Below are 19,152 nucleotides of genomic sequence, written 5' to 3' on the forward strand. Positions count from 1 at the left end.
CTTAGTTTCCAACTTCATCGTTTTCTTCACGCTTATAGATATACGTCTGTTGCGTTCTAAATCCAAAGCCTAATGCGTTATCAGGGTTCACAAGCTGTACTTTACCATCAACCACATTTAAACCAGGACCTGTGATCTCCACCGGCTTCATTGGGTTTTGAGCATTTTCCCCTTTTATGCCTGGGCCAATTAAATAAAATTGGCTTTGTACGTCAACCGTTGTGTCATCGTCGCATTTACCGTCTGAATTACCGTCAACACAGGAGGCACCAAAATAAAGTTGCGGCGTATCAGGGACTTCATAACTGGTGGCAAATTTTAACTCATCATATACTTTAGTGCCGTAATGCAAATGAAATGCATATAAAGAGCCACCGCCACCGGTTAACGAACATTGGTTTAGTCCAGTATCCGATGCAGGACTAAATGAAGTAAAATACGCAACGCCTCCTACCACGGTTGCCGCAGCAAGCGATTTTTCGCCGGGCGATAACGTATAATGCCAGCCTTTAAATGTATTTGTCAGTTCAACTTCTAGATTTATAAACTCACTAACATTACTTAATGCATTACCAAACTTATCTTCATTCATCGACATTAAATCTGTAAATAAAATAGTTTCAGGAGCGTTACTTTTAAATGATTTTGTGAGCGTATTTTCATCTCTTATCATAAAAAGCTCATCGGCTGTGGTTGAGTTTATAGGGTTAGTGCGATTACCACTGCCAATAACGATGGCGTCGTAAGGAGTTTCAACACGTGAAGTAACACCCTCTTTTTGAGTCACTTTACTAAATATAGTTCGCGCTATGGCTGGTTTATAAAAAAAGCGCCTGTCTTTACCATCAGCAAGCGATGCAAGTTTAAAGTGACTAAATTCATTTGTTTGACTACTTGGCATATCAACACGCCAAATGTCGCCACCAGTATCTGCTGCGTAAATTCTATCAATATAGCCATCGTAATTAGAGTCAAGTAATGTAACGTCTGCGGCAATACTGTGTTTACCAGTAAAGCTATTGTTACTGCGTAATGACCAAAGCTTTTTACCGGTTTTAGCATCAACAATAAACACATCTCGACCCATTGAGTCTGCATCGCGTTTATTCCCTTTGTCTTTATCTTTAATGGTGTCGTAGCCTCCACCAAAAATCAAAACGGGCTTATCACCAAAGGCTTTTATAAACGCAACTTGTGGTTTCGACCAAGACTGACCAAGCTCTTCAAAACCTGAATCTACCCCGCCTTTAATACTCCACATTAAAGAAGGTGAGTCAGGCTTAGTAATATCTAACCCATAATAATTTCTACCGCCACGTCGCATGCCTGCAAACGCCCATACAGTATCACCTTGACCAGCATTAACAATGCCATCATTAATACCATCTTCATCTAAACTTTCATTTTTAGAGTACACGCTAATAGGGCCATCCATGCCATATTTTTTTCCGGCCTCCTTGGCTCTAAGCGGCTTAATAATATTAAATAACGCTGAAGGTATGAATGCCCAGCTTTCAGTTACTTCATTCTTACTATCATCATCTTTAAACATGTGTAAAAAGCCTGCGTTTGTACCGACAAGTATACGAACATCATTATTGCCATAATCAATCGCCACAGGTTTTGAATGTAAAGGGTCGCCAAAAATATCAGCTCGCTGGGTGCTTGTACTATTCTCATTATCAACATCAACACCACGTGCCCAGTTTATTGTTGAATCAAAAACGCTTTCAGAAACATTAAAAACACCAGCAGCTTTTTCTTTGTCACCATAAACTTTCACAAGGTTAGATATATTAAATACCCCAATATCTGAAATTAATTTACGCTTACCCGGATCTAAACTTGTCAGCATCGCATTTACTCCACCGCTTTCAACGGAGTTGCCGTCAGCTAAATTGCCCTTCGTCCAAAATGTTTTAGCATCTTTTTTAATTAATCCGTCACTATTTAATGCAAGCGTTGATGTTGAATCTATAAGTTTATTTCCCATCACTTTTATTTTTTTTAAATTACCGCGCCACCGAGTGCCCACTTCAGGATAAAACATGGCGAGATAGACCGCATCCTTACTACGGGTCTGATCGACATTGTTACTTGCAAAAGAAGGCGATGTAAAAGTGCTGTTTTCTTCTCGTATTAAGGTAATGGTATTTTTAAGTGCGGAGGTAAGAGTAGCGGCTGTATCTGCTTCAAAATAATCGCCACCGCCAACTTTAGCTGCCTCCTCCAATAGTTCAAGTGCATCTTCATCCATCCCTCCACCAAAGCCAATAGTAAATAACCTGGCAGTATCAATAGTTTCAGTAGTTTGAGGATATAAATCAACATCAGTATTATCGTTGCCATGTAAAATTTTGGCTAGCGCTACTAAATAACTACTATAACTCCCAAAAGATCCCGTATTACTTTTAAAAACGTTATTATAAGTACTCTTTATACTATTATCTGCTTCATCATCATTCTGAGGTTCGCCGTCGGTCATTAAAATAATATTGATGGAGTTATCACAGCGCAGCGAATTTTCGTTGTTTTTTCTAAAAGGCGACTCATACTTTTGGCTATTTTCTGCACTTGTGTCTCTATCATCAACATTTTTTGCAAACTTAAGGTTTTGCCCTGAAATGTATAAATACGCTTCCCATAATGTTTCTGTTAAGGGCGTTGAGCCATAAGCAGGTAATTCATTAATTCTATCAACCAACGTATCTTCGTCTGTGCCAACTCTAGCAAGCACATAACCACCACCAGGTTCGTTACCTGCGTTATAATTAAAACGCATTAAACCAAAGTCAATATCATTATTGTCCTTTATTAAACCTTTTACAGCTCTTTTTGCAACCTCAAGCCTTGTTCCACTTTCAACTTCATCAACACAACTTGGTTGATAGTTTCTGTTACCAATATTTATATAACATTGTTCATTATATTCGTTGTAGCTATCTTTACTTTCATAACAGCTTGGTAGTTGTTCATAATAAGGAGGAAACCAAAGAAACCCCCTCCTTTTTATAAAACAACGCTCGCTTGTGCCTGCTGATGTAACTTCCTCATCCATACTTCCTGACGTATCAAAAATAAACAATACCCGAGGTTTTTCATCTACATTGACATCTTTATTTACATACAGCTCTATGTCTTCAGCTTTGCTCGGCGCTGTAAAAAAAAGGCACATAAAATAAGTAAATATAATACTTGCTGCTAGTTTCATGTTAAATCCCCTTACCTTTATCGGCCATTTCTTGCGCTATACCCGTTACAACTGTTAGCTGGTGCTTGCTCTTAGAGCCATATTCAATAGTAGTGGTGACTTCCATCATGTTGCAAACGACCCCCTCTGTAGGGTTGTATCTACGCGGGCAGTTAAGCTCCATTACTCCCTTATTTAAATTGGTCATGGCACTTTGCATACCATCATGAGTAGCTATCGTTTTCCATTGCTCAGGGATCTCGTTCTTAGTTAAGAAAAACTGGCTAGCGCCGCCTTTATTAGCCTCTTGTGCTATCACTCGTTGAACCTCGCCGACTAGCATGTTTTCTGCCACTTCCCGCTCTTGTGCTGCATTGGTAATTTTAATGTCGATGGTACTGCTACTCATTAATGTAACGGCAATACCGGTTACTGCTATTACCATAATTAGAGCAGTAATAAGCACTACTCCCTTTTGCTTATGCTGTGTAGGTGTGTGTGTTACATACGCCATAAATTTGCCCCTACATTATTTAAACGAATAGTGGTAGTAAATACAGTACGCCTATAGTTATCAGTAACTTCAAGCTTACGCGCGTTTTCATCTTCACCGAGTGTATATATTTGCTTTTTGCTATTTATGCTTGGATCGGGTTGCAATGTTCTTACTAATAAAAATAGCTGCACGGTTAAAATACCTTGTTGATTGCCCCACTCAGCTGCAGTCATTTTGTTTATGCTGCGATACGAATCGACCTTGCCATTACCATTAGTATCGAGACCAAAAATAAAACGCATATTTTCAACCCCTTCCATGATTGTTTCGGTGGTCATACCGTTGCCAGTTAGGCGTTTTCGCATCAATGCGGGCACTGTTAGTTTTTTATTATTTACGGTATAAGTTTGTTCGCTAATATAATAAACATGGTGGCTGTAAGGCCACACAGTGGCATTGACATTAAGTGTGTTGGCATCAACCTGATCTTTGACAAAACGAGCAAGTTCTTGTTCGGCCACAAAATAATAATCATTATTAGCTGTTTCGTTAACCGCGTTAGTTACATCTAATTGGTGCCCTTGCACAAACTTAATTTGTAAAATATCAGTGCCCGATACAGGGTTATTAACACAATTAAGTTCACTTGGACTTGCCGCTGTTTTTGCATAAAGGGTTTTAAAGTTACTACTGCTGGTTAAATCAGGAAAACTGCCATTGTTGAGACCTTCAAAGCAATCACCTGTTGGACTTGCTAATGATGAGGTGTTTATTGCAGTAAATGAATTGCCATAAAATGTGCCCCAAAAGCCTACTTGTTCTATATCGCGTTGCATAATATTAATCGCTAAACGCCCTGACTCTTGCAGTTCACCTATTGCCATGGTGCTTTTGGTGGTTGTTTTCATACCAATATAAGTAAACATGACGCCACCTAAAATTAGCCCGCCGATGAACAAAGAGATCATCATTTCAATGAGTGTAAAACCTGCTTGCCTCATTTTAGCTCCTAACATAAACATAGCTGGTAAGTACTACTACACGGCGTTTTTTATCAGCTGTTCCGCAATCAATATTTGCTGTATTTTCATTTGCAGTGAATTCTTGCCTACCCTGCCATGATACAATTACTTCAATGTTAAACGCTTTACCGCCAGAGCCTGCTACCGCTTCGGGATTAACACACACGATTGCATCATCAAGAGACCCTGTATTTTCACGAGCACGAATGGCACGCTTCCATTGCTCTATGTCTAATACAGCGATTTGCGCACTGCTACACGAATCTGTAAAGCAAGTATTGGATGAATTTAAAGTTGTTTCACTCGTAAAGTTGCCTTTATACTGAGTTACAAGCGCTGAGGTATCATTAACACGTATACGTTGAATAATATCGTTACCTAATGCCACAGCAGCAGCACGTTGCATTGAATCAAAGCTTGCTTGTTTTGCTTTTGCTTGCAGGGCTACAGCCCCCAATAAACCAAAGCTAAGAATAATAAACGCAATCAGGACCTCAATAAGGGTAAAACCTTTTTGCAATTTTGTTTGAGACGATTGCATACCAAAACCAAATAAAAAATTGTCTGATTGTAAGTTTATGGCATTAAAATTTAGATTCAATACTTACTAGGATAAGCGGTAGGATTTGTTGATAAACGGTTAACAGCTAGGCATTTAATATATCTTTAACTGCTTTTAGTTCCCGTCGGCTTACAGCTAAGTGCTCTTTGCAACCAACAAGTTCTATTGTATGTACCCCTGTATTTTGTGTTTTCAAACATAGCAGCTTACTTTTGTTTACTAAGGTATTTCTATGAATTCGTAACAACTGGGCGGGGTAAAGTAGCTCTAACTGTTTTAAGCTCTGCTCTATAAAGGCTTCTCCACCTTCAAAAACCATGTTTGTGTATTTTTGCTGCGCGATAAAATAAATAATGCTGTCAAGCTCTACACTTTTTATAACCCCTGCCACCTGGTAACTAATTTTAGCTGATTGCTGTTTTTGCACATGCGCTTTATTTAAACGCCCTAGCTGATCTAGCACTTTACTTAAAGATTGGTCGGTAATAGGTTTAACTAGATATCCCGCAGCACTTAATTGCAGGGCATCTAATGCATGCTCTGGGTGAGCCGTAACAAACACAATAGCGGGTGGTAAAGGCATTCTGTTTAGCTTATGCGCTACCTCTAAGCCATTCATTCCTGGCATATCGACATCTAAAAAAATTAAATCAGGGTTATACTTTTTAGCAAGCTCTAACGCTTCATTCCCATTCGCTGCCTCTGCTTTTATCACTATGCTTTTGTCAACTGCTAAAAGCCGTTTTAATCGCGTCCTAGCTAATGGTTCATCATCAACAATCAGTACATTCATACGCTATTCTCAATATGTTTAGGAATAACGACTTTCACCCTGTATACGCCATCCCTATTAGTAATAGTAAGCTGCGCTTTATTTTTATAATAAATATTTAAACGCTGGCGAATATTATCAAGTGCCATTCCATTATTAGGCCTAGTCTGCTCCTTTGAGGCTGTAATTGGGTTTGAGACAATCATTGTTATATAGCCGGTGGTGATATGCAGCTCTACATTTATTGTCGCGCCGTCTTCACTTGTTTCAACACCGTGGCATACTGCGTTTTCAATTAATGGCTGAAGTGTTAAACACGGTATATTTAATGCTGGTAAATCTGAGGGAATGTGCCAATTAACTTTTAATCGCTCACCAAAGCGCCAAGTTTCTAAGGCAATATATTGCTTACTCAGTGTTACCTCATCGTTCAACAACACGCTTTGCCCTGAACGCATTGCCGCTTGTGACAATGCAGCTAATGCTAAAATAGCTTGCTCTGCAGCCGCGGCATCGTGATGCGTTAATTCTGCCGCTGTATTTAAGCTGTTGTATAAAAAGTGTGGACGAATTCGTGCTTGCAAAGCGTCTAACTCAGCACGGGAAAGTGCCTTAGTTTGTTGCTCTTTTTCAGCATAGATAAGCAAAAACTGCACAAATAAAGCAACTAAAAATGCAACAATAATAGTATTTTGAATGACAAAATAAATAAGGTGTTCATTTGTATTTATATCAAACGCAAAGCGCGAAAATAAAACACTAAACATGCTGGTAAATAATAAAAAAGAAACAAAAAAGAGCGAAAGTTGTAGGGCACGTGTACGCTTTTGTAAAAAGTGCCGAGCTATATATAACGAGGAAGTACTTGATAAAACAATTAAATGTAAAAATAGGCTAATTATTCCAAGCCTAAGCCATATATCACCCTGAGCATGCGGAGCAAATGCTAAAACAACCGCAATAACTTGAGTGACAACAAGCGAGGCAAGCACACCTCGCTCATTAAAAAGAGCTGAAAAAAGCAATACATCCGATTGAGGCGTTTTGCTCATCACAGCTCTCCTTGTAATCTAAATAATTAATTTATATAGATTAACGCAGCTCCACAGGAACAGCAAATACGATATTCTCTTCTTCACCTGGGTTTTCTACAACTTGTGTGCCACCCAACTCTTTTAAACGACTTATTACCTGCTGAACAAGCACTTCAGGTGCTGACGCACCAGCCGTAACCCCTACTGAATTAGCGCTTGAAACCCATTGCTCCTGTACATCAGTAGCATCGTCAATTAAGTAAGCGGTTGTACCCATTTTATCTGCAAGTTCGCGCAAGCGATTTGAGTTTGAGCTATTTTTCGCACCAACAACTAATAATACATCAACCTTATCAGCTAGGTCGCGAACAGCATCTTGGCGATTTTGAGTCGCGTAACAAATATCATCTTTACGCGGGCCGTCAATTGCAGGAAATTTTTCTCGTAATGCATCTATTACATCAGCAGTGTCATCAACAGAGAGCGTTGTTTGACTACAATAAAATAAGTTTTTTGCATCTTTAACATTAAGCGCAATAACATCGTCTACGGTTTCTACTAAATAAATACCGCCAGCATCATTGTCGTATTGCCCCATGGTGCCTTCAACCTCTGGGTGACCATGATGGCCAATTAAAATACATTCTATACCCTTACGGCTTGCGCGGGTTACTTCCATATGTACTTTAGTTACAAGTGGACAAGTCGCATCAAATACTTTTAACTCTCTGCGCTTGGCTTCAGAGCGTACCGCTTGAGATACACCATGCGCACTAAAAATAACAATGCTGTCGTCTGGTACTTGGTGTAATTCTTCTACAAACACTGCGCCTCGGTTCTTTAAGCCGTCAACAACATATTTGTTATGAACAACTTCATGACGTACGTAAATTGGCTTTTCAAAAATATCTAAAGCGCGCTCTACTATGCTAATTGCTCTATCAACGCCTGCGCAGAAGCCACGTGGATTAGCTAATAAAATATCCATTAGCCTTTTACCTCAATAATATCAACTTCAAATGTTAAACGCTGGCCAGATAGCGGATGGTTAAAATCAATAGTAACCGACTCACCCTGCACTTCCCGCACTAAGCCCGGAAGCTCTGTACCATCAGGTTGAGTAAACGCAATAATAGCACCTACTTTCGCAGGTGTTTCTGCGCCAAATTTACTACGATCAACATAATAAATGTTATCTGGATTTGGCTGACCAAATGCATCTTCAGGCTCTAATTCAAAGGTTTTACTTTCGCCTGCGCTTAAACCTAATAGGCACTTCTCAAAATTTGCCGTTAAGCTGCCATCGCCCATTGTTAACTTTGCAGGTTTGTTGTGCACTTTAGTTGAATCAGCGGCAGAGCCATCTTCAAGTTTTATAGAAAAATGAAAAATAACTTGCGAGTTTTCACCAATTACAGCTTGGCTCATGCTTTATGCTCCTTCGGACTCTCACCTGTAAAGGCGTCAAATAATAACAATGCCGCGCCTACACAAATAGCACAGTCAGCAAAGTTAAATACTGGAAAATGTGAGTCTTCATAAAATACGTGAATAAAGTCAATTACATAACCGTAAGCAATACGGTCGTATAAATTACCAATAGCGCCAGCAAGCACTAACGAGTAAGCACCACATAACACTTTATTAGTTGCGGGTAATCTTTTTAGCCACCACACCAATAAGGCACTTATAGCAATTGCAATTGCGCTTAAAAACCAACGTTGCCAACCACCAGCATCACTTAAAAAACTATAAGCAGCACCATAGTTATGCACATAGGTAATACTAAAAACAGGTAGTAAATTAATAGACTCGCTATAAGCCATAGTATTTACAACAAGTGTTTTACTGGCAAAGTCTATTGCTAAAAGCAATAGACTCAACCATAACCACACTAAACCACTTTTTTGGGCTAGTTTGCTCACTAAAACATCCCCTAAGCGAATTGACGCTTTTCGCCTTCGCCATCAACATTACTAACACAACGACCGCAAATTTCTGGGTGAGCAGGCTCAATGCCTACATCGTCGCTGTAATGCCAACAACGTTCACATTTGGCGGCATCTGTTGCTGCAACACTAATGTACAAACCTTCAATTTCTGTTTCTTGCGTATCTGCAGGCTGGCTATCAACATCCGCTACATTAACAGCTGACGTTAGCAGTACAAAACGCAACTCATCACCCAATGCTGTTAATTTGTTTGCCAGCTCTTCGCCCGCAAATAAATTAACTGTAGCTTGAAGAGCCGCACCAATAACTTCTTCTTTACGTGCCGCTTCTAATAAACGGTTCACTTCGTCACGTACGTTTAAAATTGCTTGCCAGTCATCATTACTAAACTGAGTATTTGTTGGTGCTTGTAAACCTTCATACCATACTGATGTAAATACGTAATCGCTACGTTCTCCAGGTAAAGCTTCCCAAATTTCTTGTGCTGTAAAGCTCATAATTGGTGCCATCCAACGCGTCATTGCTTCAGCAATGTGGTAAAGCGCAGTTTGACAAGAACGTCGTGCATGGCTGTCGCTCTTAGCTGTGTACTGACGGTCTTTAATTACATCTAAGTAGAACGAACCAAGCTCACCCGTACAGAAGTTCATTAGCTTTTGCGTAACTAATAGCATTTGGTAGCTATCGTAAGCGGCTAAAATTTCGTCCTGAAGCTGTGCAGCACGGCCAACAATCCACTTATCAAGCTCAACCATATCGTCAACAGCAACCTGATCTGTTTTAGGATCAAAACCATTTAAGTTAGCTAATAAGTAACGACTTGTGTTACGAATACGGCGGTAGCGATCTGCAGAGCGTTTAAATATTTCATCCGATACAGTCATTTCAGCCGTGTAGTCGGTAGACGCGACCCATAAACGTAAAATGTCAGCACCCAACTTATTCATAACGTTTTGCGGAGAAATAACGTTACCCAATGACTTAGACATTTTTCTGCCGTTTTCATCAACGGTAAAGCCATGCGTAAGCACTTGTTTATAAGGGGCATGACCATTAATCGCAACCGATGTCATCATCGACGACATAAACCAACCACGGTGTTGATCCGACCCTTCCAGATATAAATCTGCTGGACCTACTAATTCTTCACGAGCATCAACAACACACGCATGCGACACGCCTGAGTCAAACCATACATCGAGTGTATCTTGCACTTTCATGTATTGTTTAGCGTCTTCTTCGCCAAGCAGGGTTTCAGGATCTAAGTCGTACCATGCTTGAATACCTGATTTTTCTACTAATGCGGCAGCTTGCTCAATAAGCGCTTGGGTATTTGGGTGTAATGCACCGGTGTCTTTGTCAACAAATAAAGCAATGGGTACACCCCAAGTACGTTGGCGAGAAATACACCAATCTGGGCGACCTTCGACCATGTTTGCAATACGGCTTTCACCCCACTCTGGTAACCACTGCGTATTTTTAATTTCAGCAAGTGAATCTTTACGTAAATTAGCCTGATCCATGCTAACAAACCATTGTGGCGTAGCACGGAAAATAATAGGGGTTTTATGACGCCAGCAATGTGGGTAACTATGAGTAAGCGCATGGTGATGCACTAAAGCCCCACGCTCTTTTAATACTTCAATTACGCTCGCGTTTGCTTTAAATACGTGCTGGCCTGCAAATAATTCTGTATCAGGCAAGTACACACCGTTAGCGCCAACTGGGTTAGCAACTTCTAGGTTATAGTTTAAGCCTGCCACGAAATCTTCTTGACCATGACCCGGTGCTGTATGCACCACGCCAGTACCTGAGTCCGTAGTTACGTGTTCTGCAACAATCACCGGTACATTAAAGTCATAAAAAGGATGCGCTACTTGCAAGTTTTCAAGTGCAGCACCTTTTACGTAACCTAAAACATGGTAATGATTAAAACCAAAACGATCCATAGCATCTTTTACAAGCTCTGAACCTAAAATTAAACGCTGCTCAGCGCCTTCATCTTCAACTTGTACTAATGCATATTCTAACTCAGCATGCACGGCTACTGCGCGGTTTGCTGGAAGCGTCCATGGTGTTGTAGTCCATATTACAGTACCTACACTACCTTTACCTTTATGCCCTTGTGCCATATCAAATGCATTAACTACGGCGTCCTGGTCAGCAAAAATAAAACGCACATCAATGGCTGGCGACTGTTTATCTTGATACTCAACTTCAGCCTCAGCTAATGCAGAGCCACAATCAGTACACCAGTGCACAGGCTTTGCACCTTTGTGTAGGTGACCATTTTTAATAATACGACCAAGTACACGAATTGCATTCGCTTCAAAATCAAAATTCATTGTTAGGTATGGCTTGTCCCAATCGGCAAACACACCTAAACGTTTAAAGTCTACTTTTTGACCTTCAACTTGCTTTTTAGCATAAGCGCGGCATTTTTCGCGAAACTCGCTCGCAGTTACTTTAACGCCAGGCTTACCTACTTTTTTCTCAACCATTAGCTCGATTGGTAAACCGTGACAGTCCCAACCTGGAATATATGGTGAGTCGAAATCTGATAACGTTTTAGACTTTACAATAATGTCTTTTAAAATTTTATTTACTGAGTGACCTAAGTGAATGTCGCCATTCGCATATGGAGGACCGTCATGCAAAATAAAGGTTTTTTTGCCCTTTTTAGCGCTGCGGATTTGACCGTATAGGTCGTCTTCATACCATGCTTTTAGCATTTTTGGTTCACGTTGTGCCAAATTGCCACGCATTGGAAACGGTGTTTCCGGTAAGTTCAAAGTATGTTTATAGTCGCTCATTTATCCTACATTCCGTCTCTATCGGCTACCTGATTTAAACCAAAACACTGTTTAGCGGCGGCAACGTCTGTTGCTATTTGCGCCGTTAATTGTGTTAATGTCTCGAATTTTTTTTCATCGCGGAGTTTTTGTATTAACTCTACGTGCATAAATTGTCCGTAAATGTCTTGTGCAAAGTCAAAAAGATGAACTTCCAGAAGTGCACGTGTCCCATTAAATGTGGGTTTATTGCCTATATTAGCAACCCCAAAAACCTGTTTCCCAGCAATAGTCGCCTGCACAGCAAACACCCCATTCACGGGGCAAACTTGGCGCTTTAGCGCTATATTTGCAGTTCTAAAACCAAGTTCACGGCCTCGTTTCCAACCGTGTATAACACGCCCAGAAATCGCATAATTATGACCTAGCATCACTTTTGCATCGGCTAAGTTGCCGCATGCCAATGCCTCGCGTATTAACGTGCTACTTACTCTAGCATTTAACTGATGAAAACTCGCAGTGCTTTGTACATCCATGCCTGCTTGTTTACCCATATTTACAAGTAAATTAAAATTACCTTTACGTTGTTGGCCAAATCTAAAGTCGTCACCCACCGTTAACGCTTTAACACCGAGTTTTTTTATTAGTATTTCGTTTACAAACTGTTCTGCATGCATATTTGCAAACCGCTGGTTAAAGCTAATACAAATTACACGTTCAATGCCTAAATCACTTAATAAACGTAACTTGTCGCGTAAGCGAGTTAACCTTGCTGGGGCATTATTTTTTGCAAAAAACTCTTGAGGTTGAGGCTCAAACAACAACACCGTACTGGGTAAATTGTGTGCTTTTGCGTCAGCTAACAAGCCTTTTAATACTTGCGCATGACCTAAGTGAACGCCGTCAAAATTACCAATAGTTAACACACACCCAAAATGGTGTGGGCGAATATTGTGTATACCTCTAATTAACTCCATGCCACCTAAAGCCTTTTTTCAGCAAGTATTATCACGACTTATATCAAGGAAAAGCCACAAGGCTGCCGATTATAATCTTTTTTTTAGTTTGATTCAGTAATTGCTACACTTTTTATCGTATTTAGTCTTACACCCATTAAAAAGAGCATTGAAAAATAGCTAACTCCTGCTAATACGACAAGGGCAATTAATAATATAACTTGTTGTGCGAAAGCCCACGAGGCCCAGAAATAGTAACTACTTACATACCATGTAACACACCCCATGCCTAAACTTGCAACAATACACTTGATAGTGAAACGCAAACTCATAGAAGAAAACTGATAAACATTTTCTTTTTTCAGCTGCCTATAAAGTAAAAATGCATTACAACTGGCTGACATTGATGTAGCGAGTGCTAACCCTAAGTAACCTATAAAAGGGGCTAACATAATATTAAATACCATATTTAGCACAAGGGTTATAATACCAATGCGTACGGGCGTTTTAGTATCTTGACGTGAATAAAACCCAGGCGCGAGCACTTTAATCAACATAAAACTAACTAACCCAACAGAGTAAGCTACAACACCTAAACTTACCGCTTTTACATGATCAACACTGTCCTCTTTAAAGGCACCATGATCGAATAGGACCGTAATTATAAGTGGGCTTATTATCATTAAGCCAACCATTGCTGGTATACCTAAAAATATTACAAAGCGAACTCCCCAATCTAACGTATGCTGAAAATCGCTCAATTTTTTACTGCTGTGCAATTTAGAGAGTGCGGGTAAAATAACCGTCGCAATACCTATTCCAAACAAACCAAGCGGAAACTCTATTAGCCTGTCTGAGTAATAAAGCCATGCTATAGAACCTGTCATCAGTAATGAGGCAATCATAGTATCTAGTAATAAATTAATTTGGCTTATCGATACGCCAAACAATGCGGGCAGCATAAGCTTACGCACTTTTTTTACGTTTTCGTCATGCCAAGCCCAGCGCGGGCGAGCCAACATTTTAGCGCGTGATAAAAAAGGTAATTGAAATAACAACTGAACAATGCCACCAACAAACACACCAACGGCCAACGCATAGGCGCCTACACTAAATTTGTCATGTAAAAAAATTGCACAGGTAATAATTGATATATTTAGTAACACAGGGGTAAATGCGGCAACGGCAAAACGGTTGTAAACATTCATTACCGCACCGCTCAGCGCGACTAAACTTACAAACAACAAATACGGAAAGGTAAATTTTAATAACGAACTGGCCAGCTCAAACTTTTCTGCATTGGGGCCGCCTTGCCACCAATCAATAAACCAGCCGGTACCAAATAAAGCGGCGATAACCGGCGAAGCCACTACACCAAAAATAGTCACTAACAATAAAATAGTGCCCAGCGTACCTGCAGCTTGGGCAACAAAGAGCCTAACTTTATCATCACCTTGTTGCTCTTTTATTTCACTTAAAACGGGTACGAATGCCTGTGCGAAAGCGCCTTCTGCAAATAAGCGACGTAAAAAGTTAGGAATTCGGTTAGCAAATAAAAATACATCAGCCGCAGCACTTGCGCCGAGTAAATTAGCAACAACTGCATCTCTTACGAGCCCTAAAATACGCGAGATCATAGTCATACAACTAACAATCATACCGGAGCGAAATAAACCTTTTGACACCTTAAACCTACTTAAAAATCCCTAAGATACGCGATTATGCCACAGTCTTTTTTATAAATCGCTTTAAAGCACTAGGCTGGGGGTCTGTGCTTTGTTACAATAGCGTCATTAACTGCTAAAGCGGCAAATTAATGTTCGTTATAAGGAGCAGTTTTTCTTGAATAGTTAAATTTAATTGACATTCATGATAGAAACAGGCATATTCCACGGCCTTTAATTTAAGCTTTATTTTAAGATTGTTAGGAGCAAACCTTGGCTAACATCAAGTCTGCAAAAAAACGCGCTATTACTAGCGAAAAGAACCGTCAGCACAACGCAAGCCGTCGCTCAATGATGCGCACTTACTTCAAAAAAGTAGTTGTTGCTATTGAAGCTGGCGATAAAGAAGCTGCACAGCAAGCTTTTTCTGTTGCTACACCTATCCTAGACCGTTACGCAACTAAGGGTCTAATCCACAAAAACAAAGCAGCTCGTCATAAGAGCCGTTTAGCAGCTAAGATCAAAGCGCTATAATTTGTTTTTGTTAGAATATAAAAAACCGGCTTTTGCCGGTTTTTTTTTACTTAAAAGTTTTTGGACTACATAATTTCTAAATCTGGATAAAACTTTTTAAGCATGGCTGCTATTTTTTTAGGTGTAAACGGTTTTACGATAAACCCTTTAGCGCCTTTATCTATGGCATCTTTTACATTTTCAACAGCTGAATGCGCAGACACCATAATTACATTCGTTTCTGGACTCATCTCGTTGATTTGTGCAATTAATTCTTTTCCGTCTCCATCCGGTAACTCAATATCCAAAAAAATCATACTGTATTTTGCTGCTTGGCATTCACTAATACACTGTGAGGCAGTAGATGCTTCCTTTACATTGTCTATCCCTAGATGCATGAGCGTTTGGCTCAAAAAACTACGCACCGTGCTAACGTCATCCACTATTAAAATTGATAGCTGCGTGTCCATCTTCATTCCTCATAGGCTATAAGCTAACTTTACGTTATTATAATAATTAGCTTAGGGCGTGTTGATCTTTGTGGTATGAAAAACAAACAGCATGAAGATAAGGTATAATTGAATTCGCCAGAAAACTTTACACCGAACCTACATGCCAAGATTAATGCTAACAGACGGGACATGGAATGTCTTATCAAAAGTAATGTACTTAAGTGGTCGAATTTATAATAAGCCCGACCATAGAAAAACGCTCGAAGGCATACTGTATAAGATGCGCACAGGTATTCCATGGCGAGATTTACCTTCTGATTTTGGCCGTTGGAGTGCTATCTACAGACGGTTTAATTTATGGTCCAAAAAAGGGATTTTGAATGAACTGTTTCGCGCATTATCTCGTGATGCGGACATGGATTGGGTCTTCATTGATGGCAGTATTGTCAGGGCTCATCAACATAGTTGCGGTGCAAGAACTGCTGACAATGAATCAATTGGAAAGAGCCGAGGTGGAAATTCTACGAAAATTCATCTTGCAGTCGATAGCGGAGGGTTGCCTGTTTATTATGAATTATCCTGTGGAAATACGCATGATATCGTCCATGCAGAGTCACTCGTAGCTAATTGCCCAACAAGTAATATGGTTGTCGCAGATAAAGGCTACGACAGTGAAAAACTGAGAGCGTTTGTTCGTGATAATAACGCTACACCCGTTATTCCACGTAAGGGCAACAGTTTAGTAGGCAATGAAGATATTGACTGGTGCATGTATAAATATCGGCACTTGGTTGAGAATGCATTTGGCCGTATTAAGCAATATAGAGGGATAGCCACGCGGTATGAAAAGCTTGAACGAAATTATCATTCAATGCTCGCTTTAGCATTTACTATGATGTGGCTACCAATGTGGGCTGATTGATATATGTACTACAAAGATCAACAGCCCCTAGTATATAAATTTACTATTTGAATTATAAAGACCTATGTAAAAAAGGCCAGATCTGCTTTATGTCAAAAACACCAAAAAAACAATCCTTGCTAGGTAAAACACCGGCAAGAAAAAATACAACACAAAAAAATAAAACTCGGGCAACTTCTCAAAGGCAGGCACAAACTAAACAACACACTATTGATACAGAGTTAAATAGCCAAAACCCTAAACCTAAAAAAGGGCTGTTAATAACGCTCGCTATTATTGCAGTTATCATTATAGCTTTTCCAAAACCAACTTTACTCACCTATAAAAAATTAGGGATGGTTAGCAAAAGTATTTATTGGCCTGGTGTATTTGGATACGGTGCAACGCTTGTTGACTCGCATTTACATCCTAAGTTTGACGATAAGCGTAAATCTCTCTATTTATGTAGTGATTTACAGGATCCTCAGAGCTGCCAAAAGTATCAAGTTATTGCTGACGACGGTCTCATTTCAGCGATTAAAAGTTACTTTTAGCATTAATAAAACTAATCTGAAAAATGTAAAATTACTTGGTTGAAAGGTGCGCAAAAGATCACCATAATGGCGCTCCTTTTTTCAACAACTGAACTATTGAAACGACCATGCTAAACGAGCTAGATTGGCTTTTAAACACGATACTACTTGCACTAGGTTTAGGTGCATTCTTTATTAACCACATAACATTACTGCGCGTAGCCGCCATAAGTGCATGTGGCCTGTTATTTTTATCATTTAGCTTAGATCTTATGTCGTCGAGTGTTATTTCAAATATGAGTTTAGTATTGATCAATACATTTTATCTGTTTAAGGTTTATACATTTGGGCAACTTAATGTAACTCAGAGCTAACAATTTCCCCTAGAATATTTTATAGCCCAGCATTGCTGGGCTTTTTTTATTGTATAAATCAAAATGGTTGGGTAATTAGGTGAACTAAGATAATATTGACCTCGTACTACATTATTTTGAGATCTCGGTATGTCCTTATCTGATTTTGATTTGTTTTTATCTTCTATGGAAGATGTGACCCCTATTAGCAGTGATACTATTAAACCGTTATCAAGCAGCCCTCATTCTTCACTTGCGCAACAACAAAAGCGGCAAGCGGCTGAAAATACTCTATCAACAGATGAGAACTACTTAAGTACAGAGTCTGTTGAGCTTGTTGAGCCATTTGCTATTTTAAGTTTTAAAAAAGACGGAGTACAAGGCCCTGTATTTAAAAACTTACGTTTAGCAAAGTATCAAGTTGATGCGACCTTAGACCTTCATGGCCAGCTACTTAAAAATGCACGCAATACGCTCTTTAATTTTATTAATGACTGTCAGCAGCAAAATGTTCGCGTGGTGCTTATTAGGCATGGTGTAGGAATTAAAAATAAAACTAAACCAGGAATACTAAAAAGTTTTGTAAATAAATGGCTACCTGAATTACCGGCGGTTTTGGCATATCATACTGCACAGAGGCATCATGGAGGGAGTGGTGCGACTTATGTTTTACTTAAAAAAAGTGCCGATAAAAAACACGAAAATAGAGAAATCCACAGCAAGCGCTAAACTTGCTGTGGTGCCATTCTATAAAATAGTTGGCTGATTAAACCAAGCAGATACGCCTAATATTATTATAGAAATTATAATTAAGCTTAATCTAGCACCACCCTGATTTGTTTTCATTTCACCCTCTTTATATTTTTATTGTTGAGAACATATACAACATTAATAAAAATTACATATGTTAACAAGCTGTTTCTTTAAATTTATCAATATCCTTTCGTTCTATCTATTCGATTATTTAAAGTAATACCTTGCTGTAAGCGTTCAACATTTTCTGCTATTTGTGCTGAAACACTGTTTATATCTGATAATGCAGCACAATGCGGTGTAAGGGTTATTTTATCATGCTGCCAATAAGGGTGCTCTTCACTAAGAGGTTCGTGTTCAAACACGTCAATGACTGCAGCCCGAAGCGAATTCTCTTCTAAGGCTTTAAGTAAATCCGCTTCTATAACATGCTCTCCTCGTGCAACATTAATAATAACAGCATGATTAGGAAGCATACTAATTGTACTTTTATTGATAATACCTTTCGTTTTTTTGGTTAATGGCAACAAACAGACTAGATAATCAATGTCGCTAAGCATATTTTGAAGCCCTTGTTCGCCATAAAATAAATTAACTGTATTACTGGTTTTATGTGTATGAGCCCAAGCATTTACAGTAAACTTATTGGCAATAAGTCGTTTCGCACATGCTTTGCCTAGCTCCCCAAATCCCAAAATACCTACATTGTTTTGTTGATAAGCCCTTTTGGGCTTCCATTGGTGCTGCGTTTGCTTAATAAAGTATTCTTTTAATCGCAATTTTTGCGCTAAAACATGCGTAAGCACATATTCGGCCATATCTTGTGCCAATTTTTCATCAACTATACGCACCACATCTACGTCATCACCAAGCAAATTTAAATCAATACTGTCTACACCCGCACCAAATGACGATACCGCTTTAAGGTTTGGCAACTTTGCCCACATATCATGCGGTGCTTTCCATGCTAATACAAAATCAATAGTTTCTAGGTTATTGCAATCTGGCCACTGCTGTATTTTTGTAGAGGGTAATCGGGCTTGTAATTGCGCTATTAACTTTGTGTTATCTCGACCTGTAATTGCTACTAATACCGACATAGTTACTTCCAAATAAGTTTTTATAAAATCCATACTGACTAATCAACACTTGGCACCCTTTACACTTTAAAAGGTCACACAACTGCAAAATAACTGTCACACCCTTT

General features: G+C 39.4%; 19 protein-coding genes. 5 read left to right on the top strand and 14 right to left on the bottom strand.

The window, feature by feature from the left end; translation table 11 throughout:
• Position 1: 1 nt before the first annotated feature.
• The 12 genes from PS1M3_RS11510 to murJ all read right to left on the bottom strand — a co-directional run bounded on the left by PS1M3_RS11510 (position 2) and on the right by murJ (position 14,419).
• Positions 2-3,211 (bottom strand): pilus assembly protein, encoded by a 3,210-nt coding sequence (locus tag PS1M3_RS11510; RefSeq protein WP_203984360.1) that lies wholly within the window; start codon positions 3,209-3,211, stop codon positions 2-4.
• Position 3,212: 1 nt separating this feature from the next.
• Positions 3,213-3,704, bottom strand: a complete 492-nt coding sequence (locus PS1M3_RS11515) for a pilus assembly protein PilX (protein WP_138562933.1) — start codon at positions 3,702-3,704, stop codon at positions 3,213-3,215.
• On the bottom strand, positions 3,692-4,687 hold the full coding sequence (locus tag PS1M3_RS11520; protein ID WP_138562931.1) for a PilW family protein: 996 nt from the start codon (positions 4,685-4,687) through the stop codon (positions 3,692-3,694). Before PS1M3_RS11520 ends, PS1M3_RS11515 begins: the two co-directional genes overlap by 13 nt.
• A 1-nt stretch (position 4,688) precedes the next feature.
• Positions 4,689-5,249 carry a type IV pilus modification protein PilV gene (gene pilV / locus PS1M3_RS11525; protein ID WP_203984362.1) on the bottom strand — a complete coding sequence of 187 codons (561 nt, stop codon included), beginning with the start codon at positions 5,247-5,249 and terminating at the stop codon, positions 4,689-4,691.
• Between the two features lie 106 nt (positions 5,250-5,355).
• A complete protein-coding gene (locus PS1M3_RS11530; protein WP_010555933.1) occupies positions 5,356-6,063 on the bottom strand; it encodes a LytTR family DNA-binding domain-containing protein in 708 nt (235 codons plus the stop codon).
• Positions 6,060-7,094, bottom strand: coding sequence for a sensor histidine kinase (locus PS1M3_RS11535; RefSeq protein ID WP_203984364.1), 1,035 nt, complete (start codon positions 7,092-7,094; stop codon positions 6,060-6,062). The genes PS1M3_RS11530 and PS1M3_RS11535 overlap by 4 nt, the downstream gene beginning before the upstream one ends.
• Positions 7,095-7,134: 40 nt before the next feature.
• Positions 7,135-8,064, bottom strand: coding sequence for a 4-hydroxy-3-methylbut-2-enyl diphosphate reductase (gene ispH / locus PS1M3_RS11540; RefSeq protein WP_008132560.1), 930 nt, complete (start codon positions 8,062-8,064; stop codon positions 7,135-7,137).
• Positions 8,064-8,504 (bottom strand): FKBP-type peptidyl-prolyl cis-trans isomerase, encoded by a 441-nt coding sequence (fkpB, locus tag PS1M3_RS11545; protein WP_008132561.1) that lies wholly within the window; start codon positions 8,502-8,504, stop codon positions 8,064-8,066. Before fkpB ends, ispH begins: the two co-directional genes overlap by 1 nt.
• Positions 8,501-9,001 (bottom strand): signal peptidase II, encoded by a 501-nt coding sequence (gene lspA, locus PS1M3_RS11550; protein WP_010555931.1) that lies wholly within the window; start codon positions 8,999-9,001, stop codon positions 8,501-8,503. Before lspA ends, fkpB begins: the two co-directional genes overlap by 4 nt.
• An 11-nt stretch (positions 9,002-9,012) precedes the next feature.
• Positions 9,013-11,841 (bottom strand): isoleucine--tRNA ligase, encoded by a 2,829-nt coding sequence (ileS, locus tag PS1M3_RS11555; protein WP_138740361.1) that lies wholly within the window; start codon positions 11,839-11,841, stop codon positions 9,013-9,015.
• Between the two features lie 5 nt (positions 11,842-11,846).
• Positions 11,847-12,797 (bottom strand): bifunctional riboflavin kinase/FAD synthetase, encoded by a 951-nt coding sequence (gene ribF, locus PS1M3_RS11560; RefSeq protein ID WP_006792776.1) that lies wholly within the window; start codon positions 12,795-12,797, stop codon positions 11,847-11,849.
• Between the two features lie 83 nt (positions 12,798-12,880).
• On the bottom strand, positions 12,881-14,419 hold the full coding sequence (murJ, locus tag PS1M3_RS11565; RefSeq protein ID WP_371816579.1) for a murein biosynthesis integral membrane protein MurJ: 1,539 nt from the start codon (positions 14,417-14,419) through the stop codon (positions 12,881-12,883).
• A gap of 294 nt (positions 14,420-14,713) precedes the next feature.
• Between murJ and rpsT the strand changes: the two genes are divergently transcribed.
• On the top strand, positions 14,714-14,974 hold the full coding sequence (gene rpsT, locus PS1M3_RS11570; RefSeq protein WP_006792774.1) for a 30S ribosomal protein S20: 261 nt from the start codon (positions 14,714-14,716) through the stop codon (positions 14,972-14,974).
• Positions 14,975-15,039: 65 nt separating this feature from the next.
• On the opposite strand, the gene PS1M3_RS11575 is transcribed toward rpsT, so the two are convergent.
• A complete protein-coding gene (locus tag PS1M3_RS11575) occupies positions 15,040-15,423 on the bottom strand; it encodes a response regulator (RefSeq protein ID WP_006792773.1) in 384 nt (127 codons plus the stop codon).
• Between the two features lie 142 nt (positions 15,424-15,565).
• Here PS1M3_RS11575 and PS1M3_RS11580 point away from each other — a divergent pair, with 142 nt between their 5' ends.
• The 4 genes from PS1M3_RS11580 to smrA all read left to right on the top strand — a co-directional run bounded on the left by PS1M3_RS11580 (position 15,566) and on the right by smrA (position 17,921).
• Positions 15,566-16,327 (top strand): IS5 family transposase, encoded by a 762-nt coding sequence (locus PS1M3_RS11580; RefSeq protein ID WP_024600859.1) that lies wholly within the window; start codon positions 15,566-15,568, stop codon positions 16,325-16,327.
• An 89-nt stretch (positions 16,328-16,416) separates the two neighbouring features.
• On the top strand, positions 16,417-16,860 hold the full coding sequence (locus PS1M3_RS11585; protein ID WP_138740362.1) for a hypothetical protein: 444 nt from the start codon (positions 16,417-16,419) through the stop codon (positions 16,858-16,860).
• Between the two features lie 107 nt (positions 16,861-16,967).
• The gene (locus PS1M3_RS11590) at positions 16,968-17,213 is read left to right on the top strand and encodes a hypothetical protein (RefSeq protein WP_006792771.1); all 246 of its coding nucleotides are present in this window, start codon (positions 16,968-16,970) and stop codon (positions 17,211-17,213) included.
• A 129-nt stretch (positions 17,214-17,342) separates the two neighbouring features.
• Positions 17,343-17,921 carry a DNA endonuclease SmrA gene (gene smrA, locus PS1M3_RS11595; protein WP_058428560.1) on the top strand — a complete coding sequence of 193 codons (579 nt, stop codon included), beginning with the start codon at positions 17,343-17,345 and terminating at the stop codon, positions 17,919-17,921.
• Between the two features lie 203 nt (positions 17,922-18,124).
• Here smrA and PS1M3_RS11600 read toward each other — a convergent pair whose 3' ends face one another.
• Positions 18,125-19,045 (bottom strand): glyoxylate/hydroxypyruvate reductase A, encoded by a 921-nt coding sequence (locus PS1M3_RS11600; RefSeq protein WP_138740363.1) that lies wholly within the window; start codon positions 19,043-19,045, stop codon positions 18,125-18,127.
• Between the last annotated feature and the right edge of the window lie 107 nt (positions 19,046-19,152).

The organism is Pseudoalteromonas sp. PS1M3, assembly GCF_016865405.1.
Lineage (GTDB): Bacteria > Pseudomonadota > Gammaproteobacteria > Enterobacterales > Alteromonadaceae > Pseudoalteromonas > Pseudoalteromonas marina.

Excerpts from the sequence above, each read along its gene's own strand:
- pilV (WP_203984362.1), bottom strand. The coding sequence starts at position 5,249 with ATGCAATCGTCTCAAACAAAATTGCAAAAAGGTTTTACCCTTATTGAG.
- PS1M3_RS11530 (WP_010555933.1), bottom strand. The coding sequence starts at position 6,063 with ATGAATGTACTGATTGTTGATGATGAACCATTAGCTAGGACGCGATTA.
- PS1M3_RS11520 (WP_138562931.1), bottom strand. The coding sequence starts at position 4,687 with ATGAGGCAAGCAGGTTTTACACTCATTGAAATGATGATCTCTTTGTTC.
- PS1M3_RS11585 (WP_138740362.1), top strand. The coding sequence starts at position 16,417 with ATGTCAAAAACACCAAAAAAACAATCCTTGCTAGGTAAAACACCGGCA.
- ileS (WP_138740361.1), bottom strand. The coding sequence starts at position 11,841 with ATGAGCGACTATAAACATACTTTGAACTTACCGGAAACACCGTTTCCA.
- PS1M3_RS11515 (WP_138562933.1), bottom strand. The coding sequence starts at position 3,704 with ATGGCGTATGTAACACACACACCTACACAGCATAAGCAAAAGGGAGTA.
- PS1M3_RS11590 (WP_006792771.1), top strand. The coding sequence starts at position 16,968 with ATGCTAAACGAGCTAGATTGGCTTTTAAACACGATACTACTTGCACTA.
- smrA (WP_058428560.1), top strand. The coding sequence starts at position 17,343 with ATGTCCTTATCTGATTTTGATTTGTTTTTATCTTCTATGGAAGATGTG.
- fkpB (WP_008132561.1), bottom strand. The coding sequence starts at position 8,504 with ATGAGCCAAGCTGTAATTGGTGAAAACTCGCAAGTTATTTTTCATTTT.
- murJ (WP_371816579.1), bottom strand. The coding sequence starts at position 14,419 with ATGACTATGATCTCGCGTATTTTAGGGCTCGTAAGAGATGCAGTTGTT.
- PS1M3_RS11600 (WP_138740363.1), bottom strand. The coding sequence starts at position 19,045 with ATGTCGGTATTAGTAGCAATTACAGGTCGAGATAACACAAAGTTAATA.
- PS1M3_RS11510 (WP_203984360.1), bottom strand. The coding sequence starts at position 3,211 with ATGAAACTAGCAGCAAGTATTATATTTACTTATTTTATGTGCCTTTTT.
- PS1M3_RS11535 (WP_203984364.1), bottom strand. The coding sequence starts at position 7,094 with ATGAGCAAAACGCCTCAATCGGATGTATTGCTTTTTTCAGCTCTTTTT.
- ispH (WP_008132560.1), bottom strand. The coding sequence starts at position 8,064 with ATGGATATTTTATTAGCTAATCCACGTGGCTTCTGCGCAGGCGTTGAT.
- PS1M3_RS11575 (WP_006792773.1), bottom strand. The coding sequence starts at position 15,423 with ATGGACACGCAGCTATCAATTTTAATAGTGGATGACGTTAGCACGGTG.
- PS1M3_RS11580 (WP_024600859.1), top strand. The coding sequence starts at position 15,566 with ATGCCAAGATTAATGCTAACAGACGGGACATGGAATGTCTTATCAAAA.
- ribF (WP_006792776.1), bottom strand. The coding sequence starts at position 12,797 with ATGGAGTTAATTAGAGGTATACACAATATTCGCCCACACCATTTTGGG.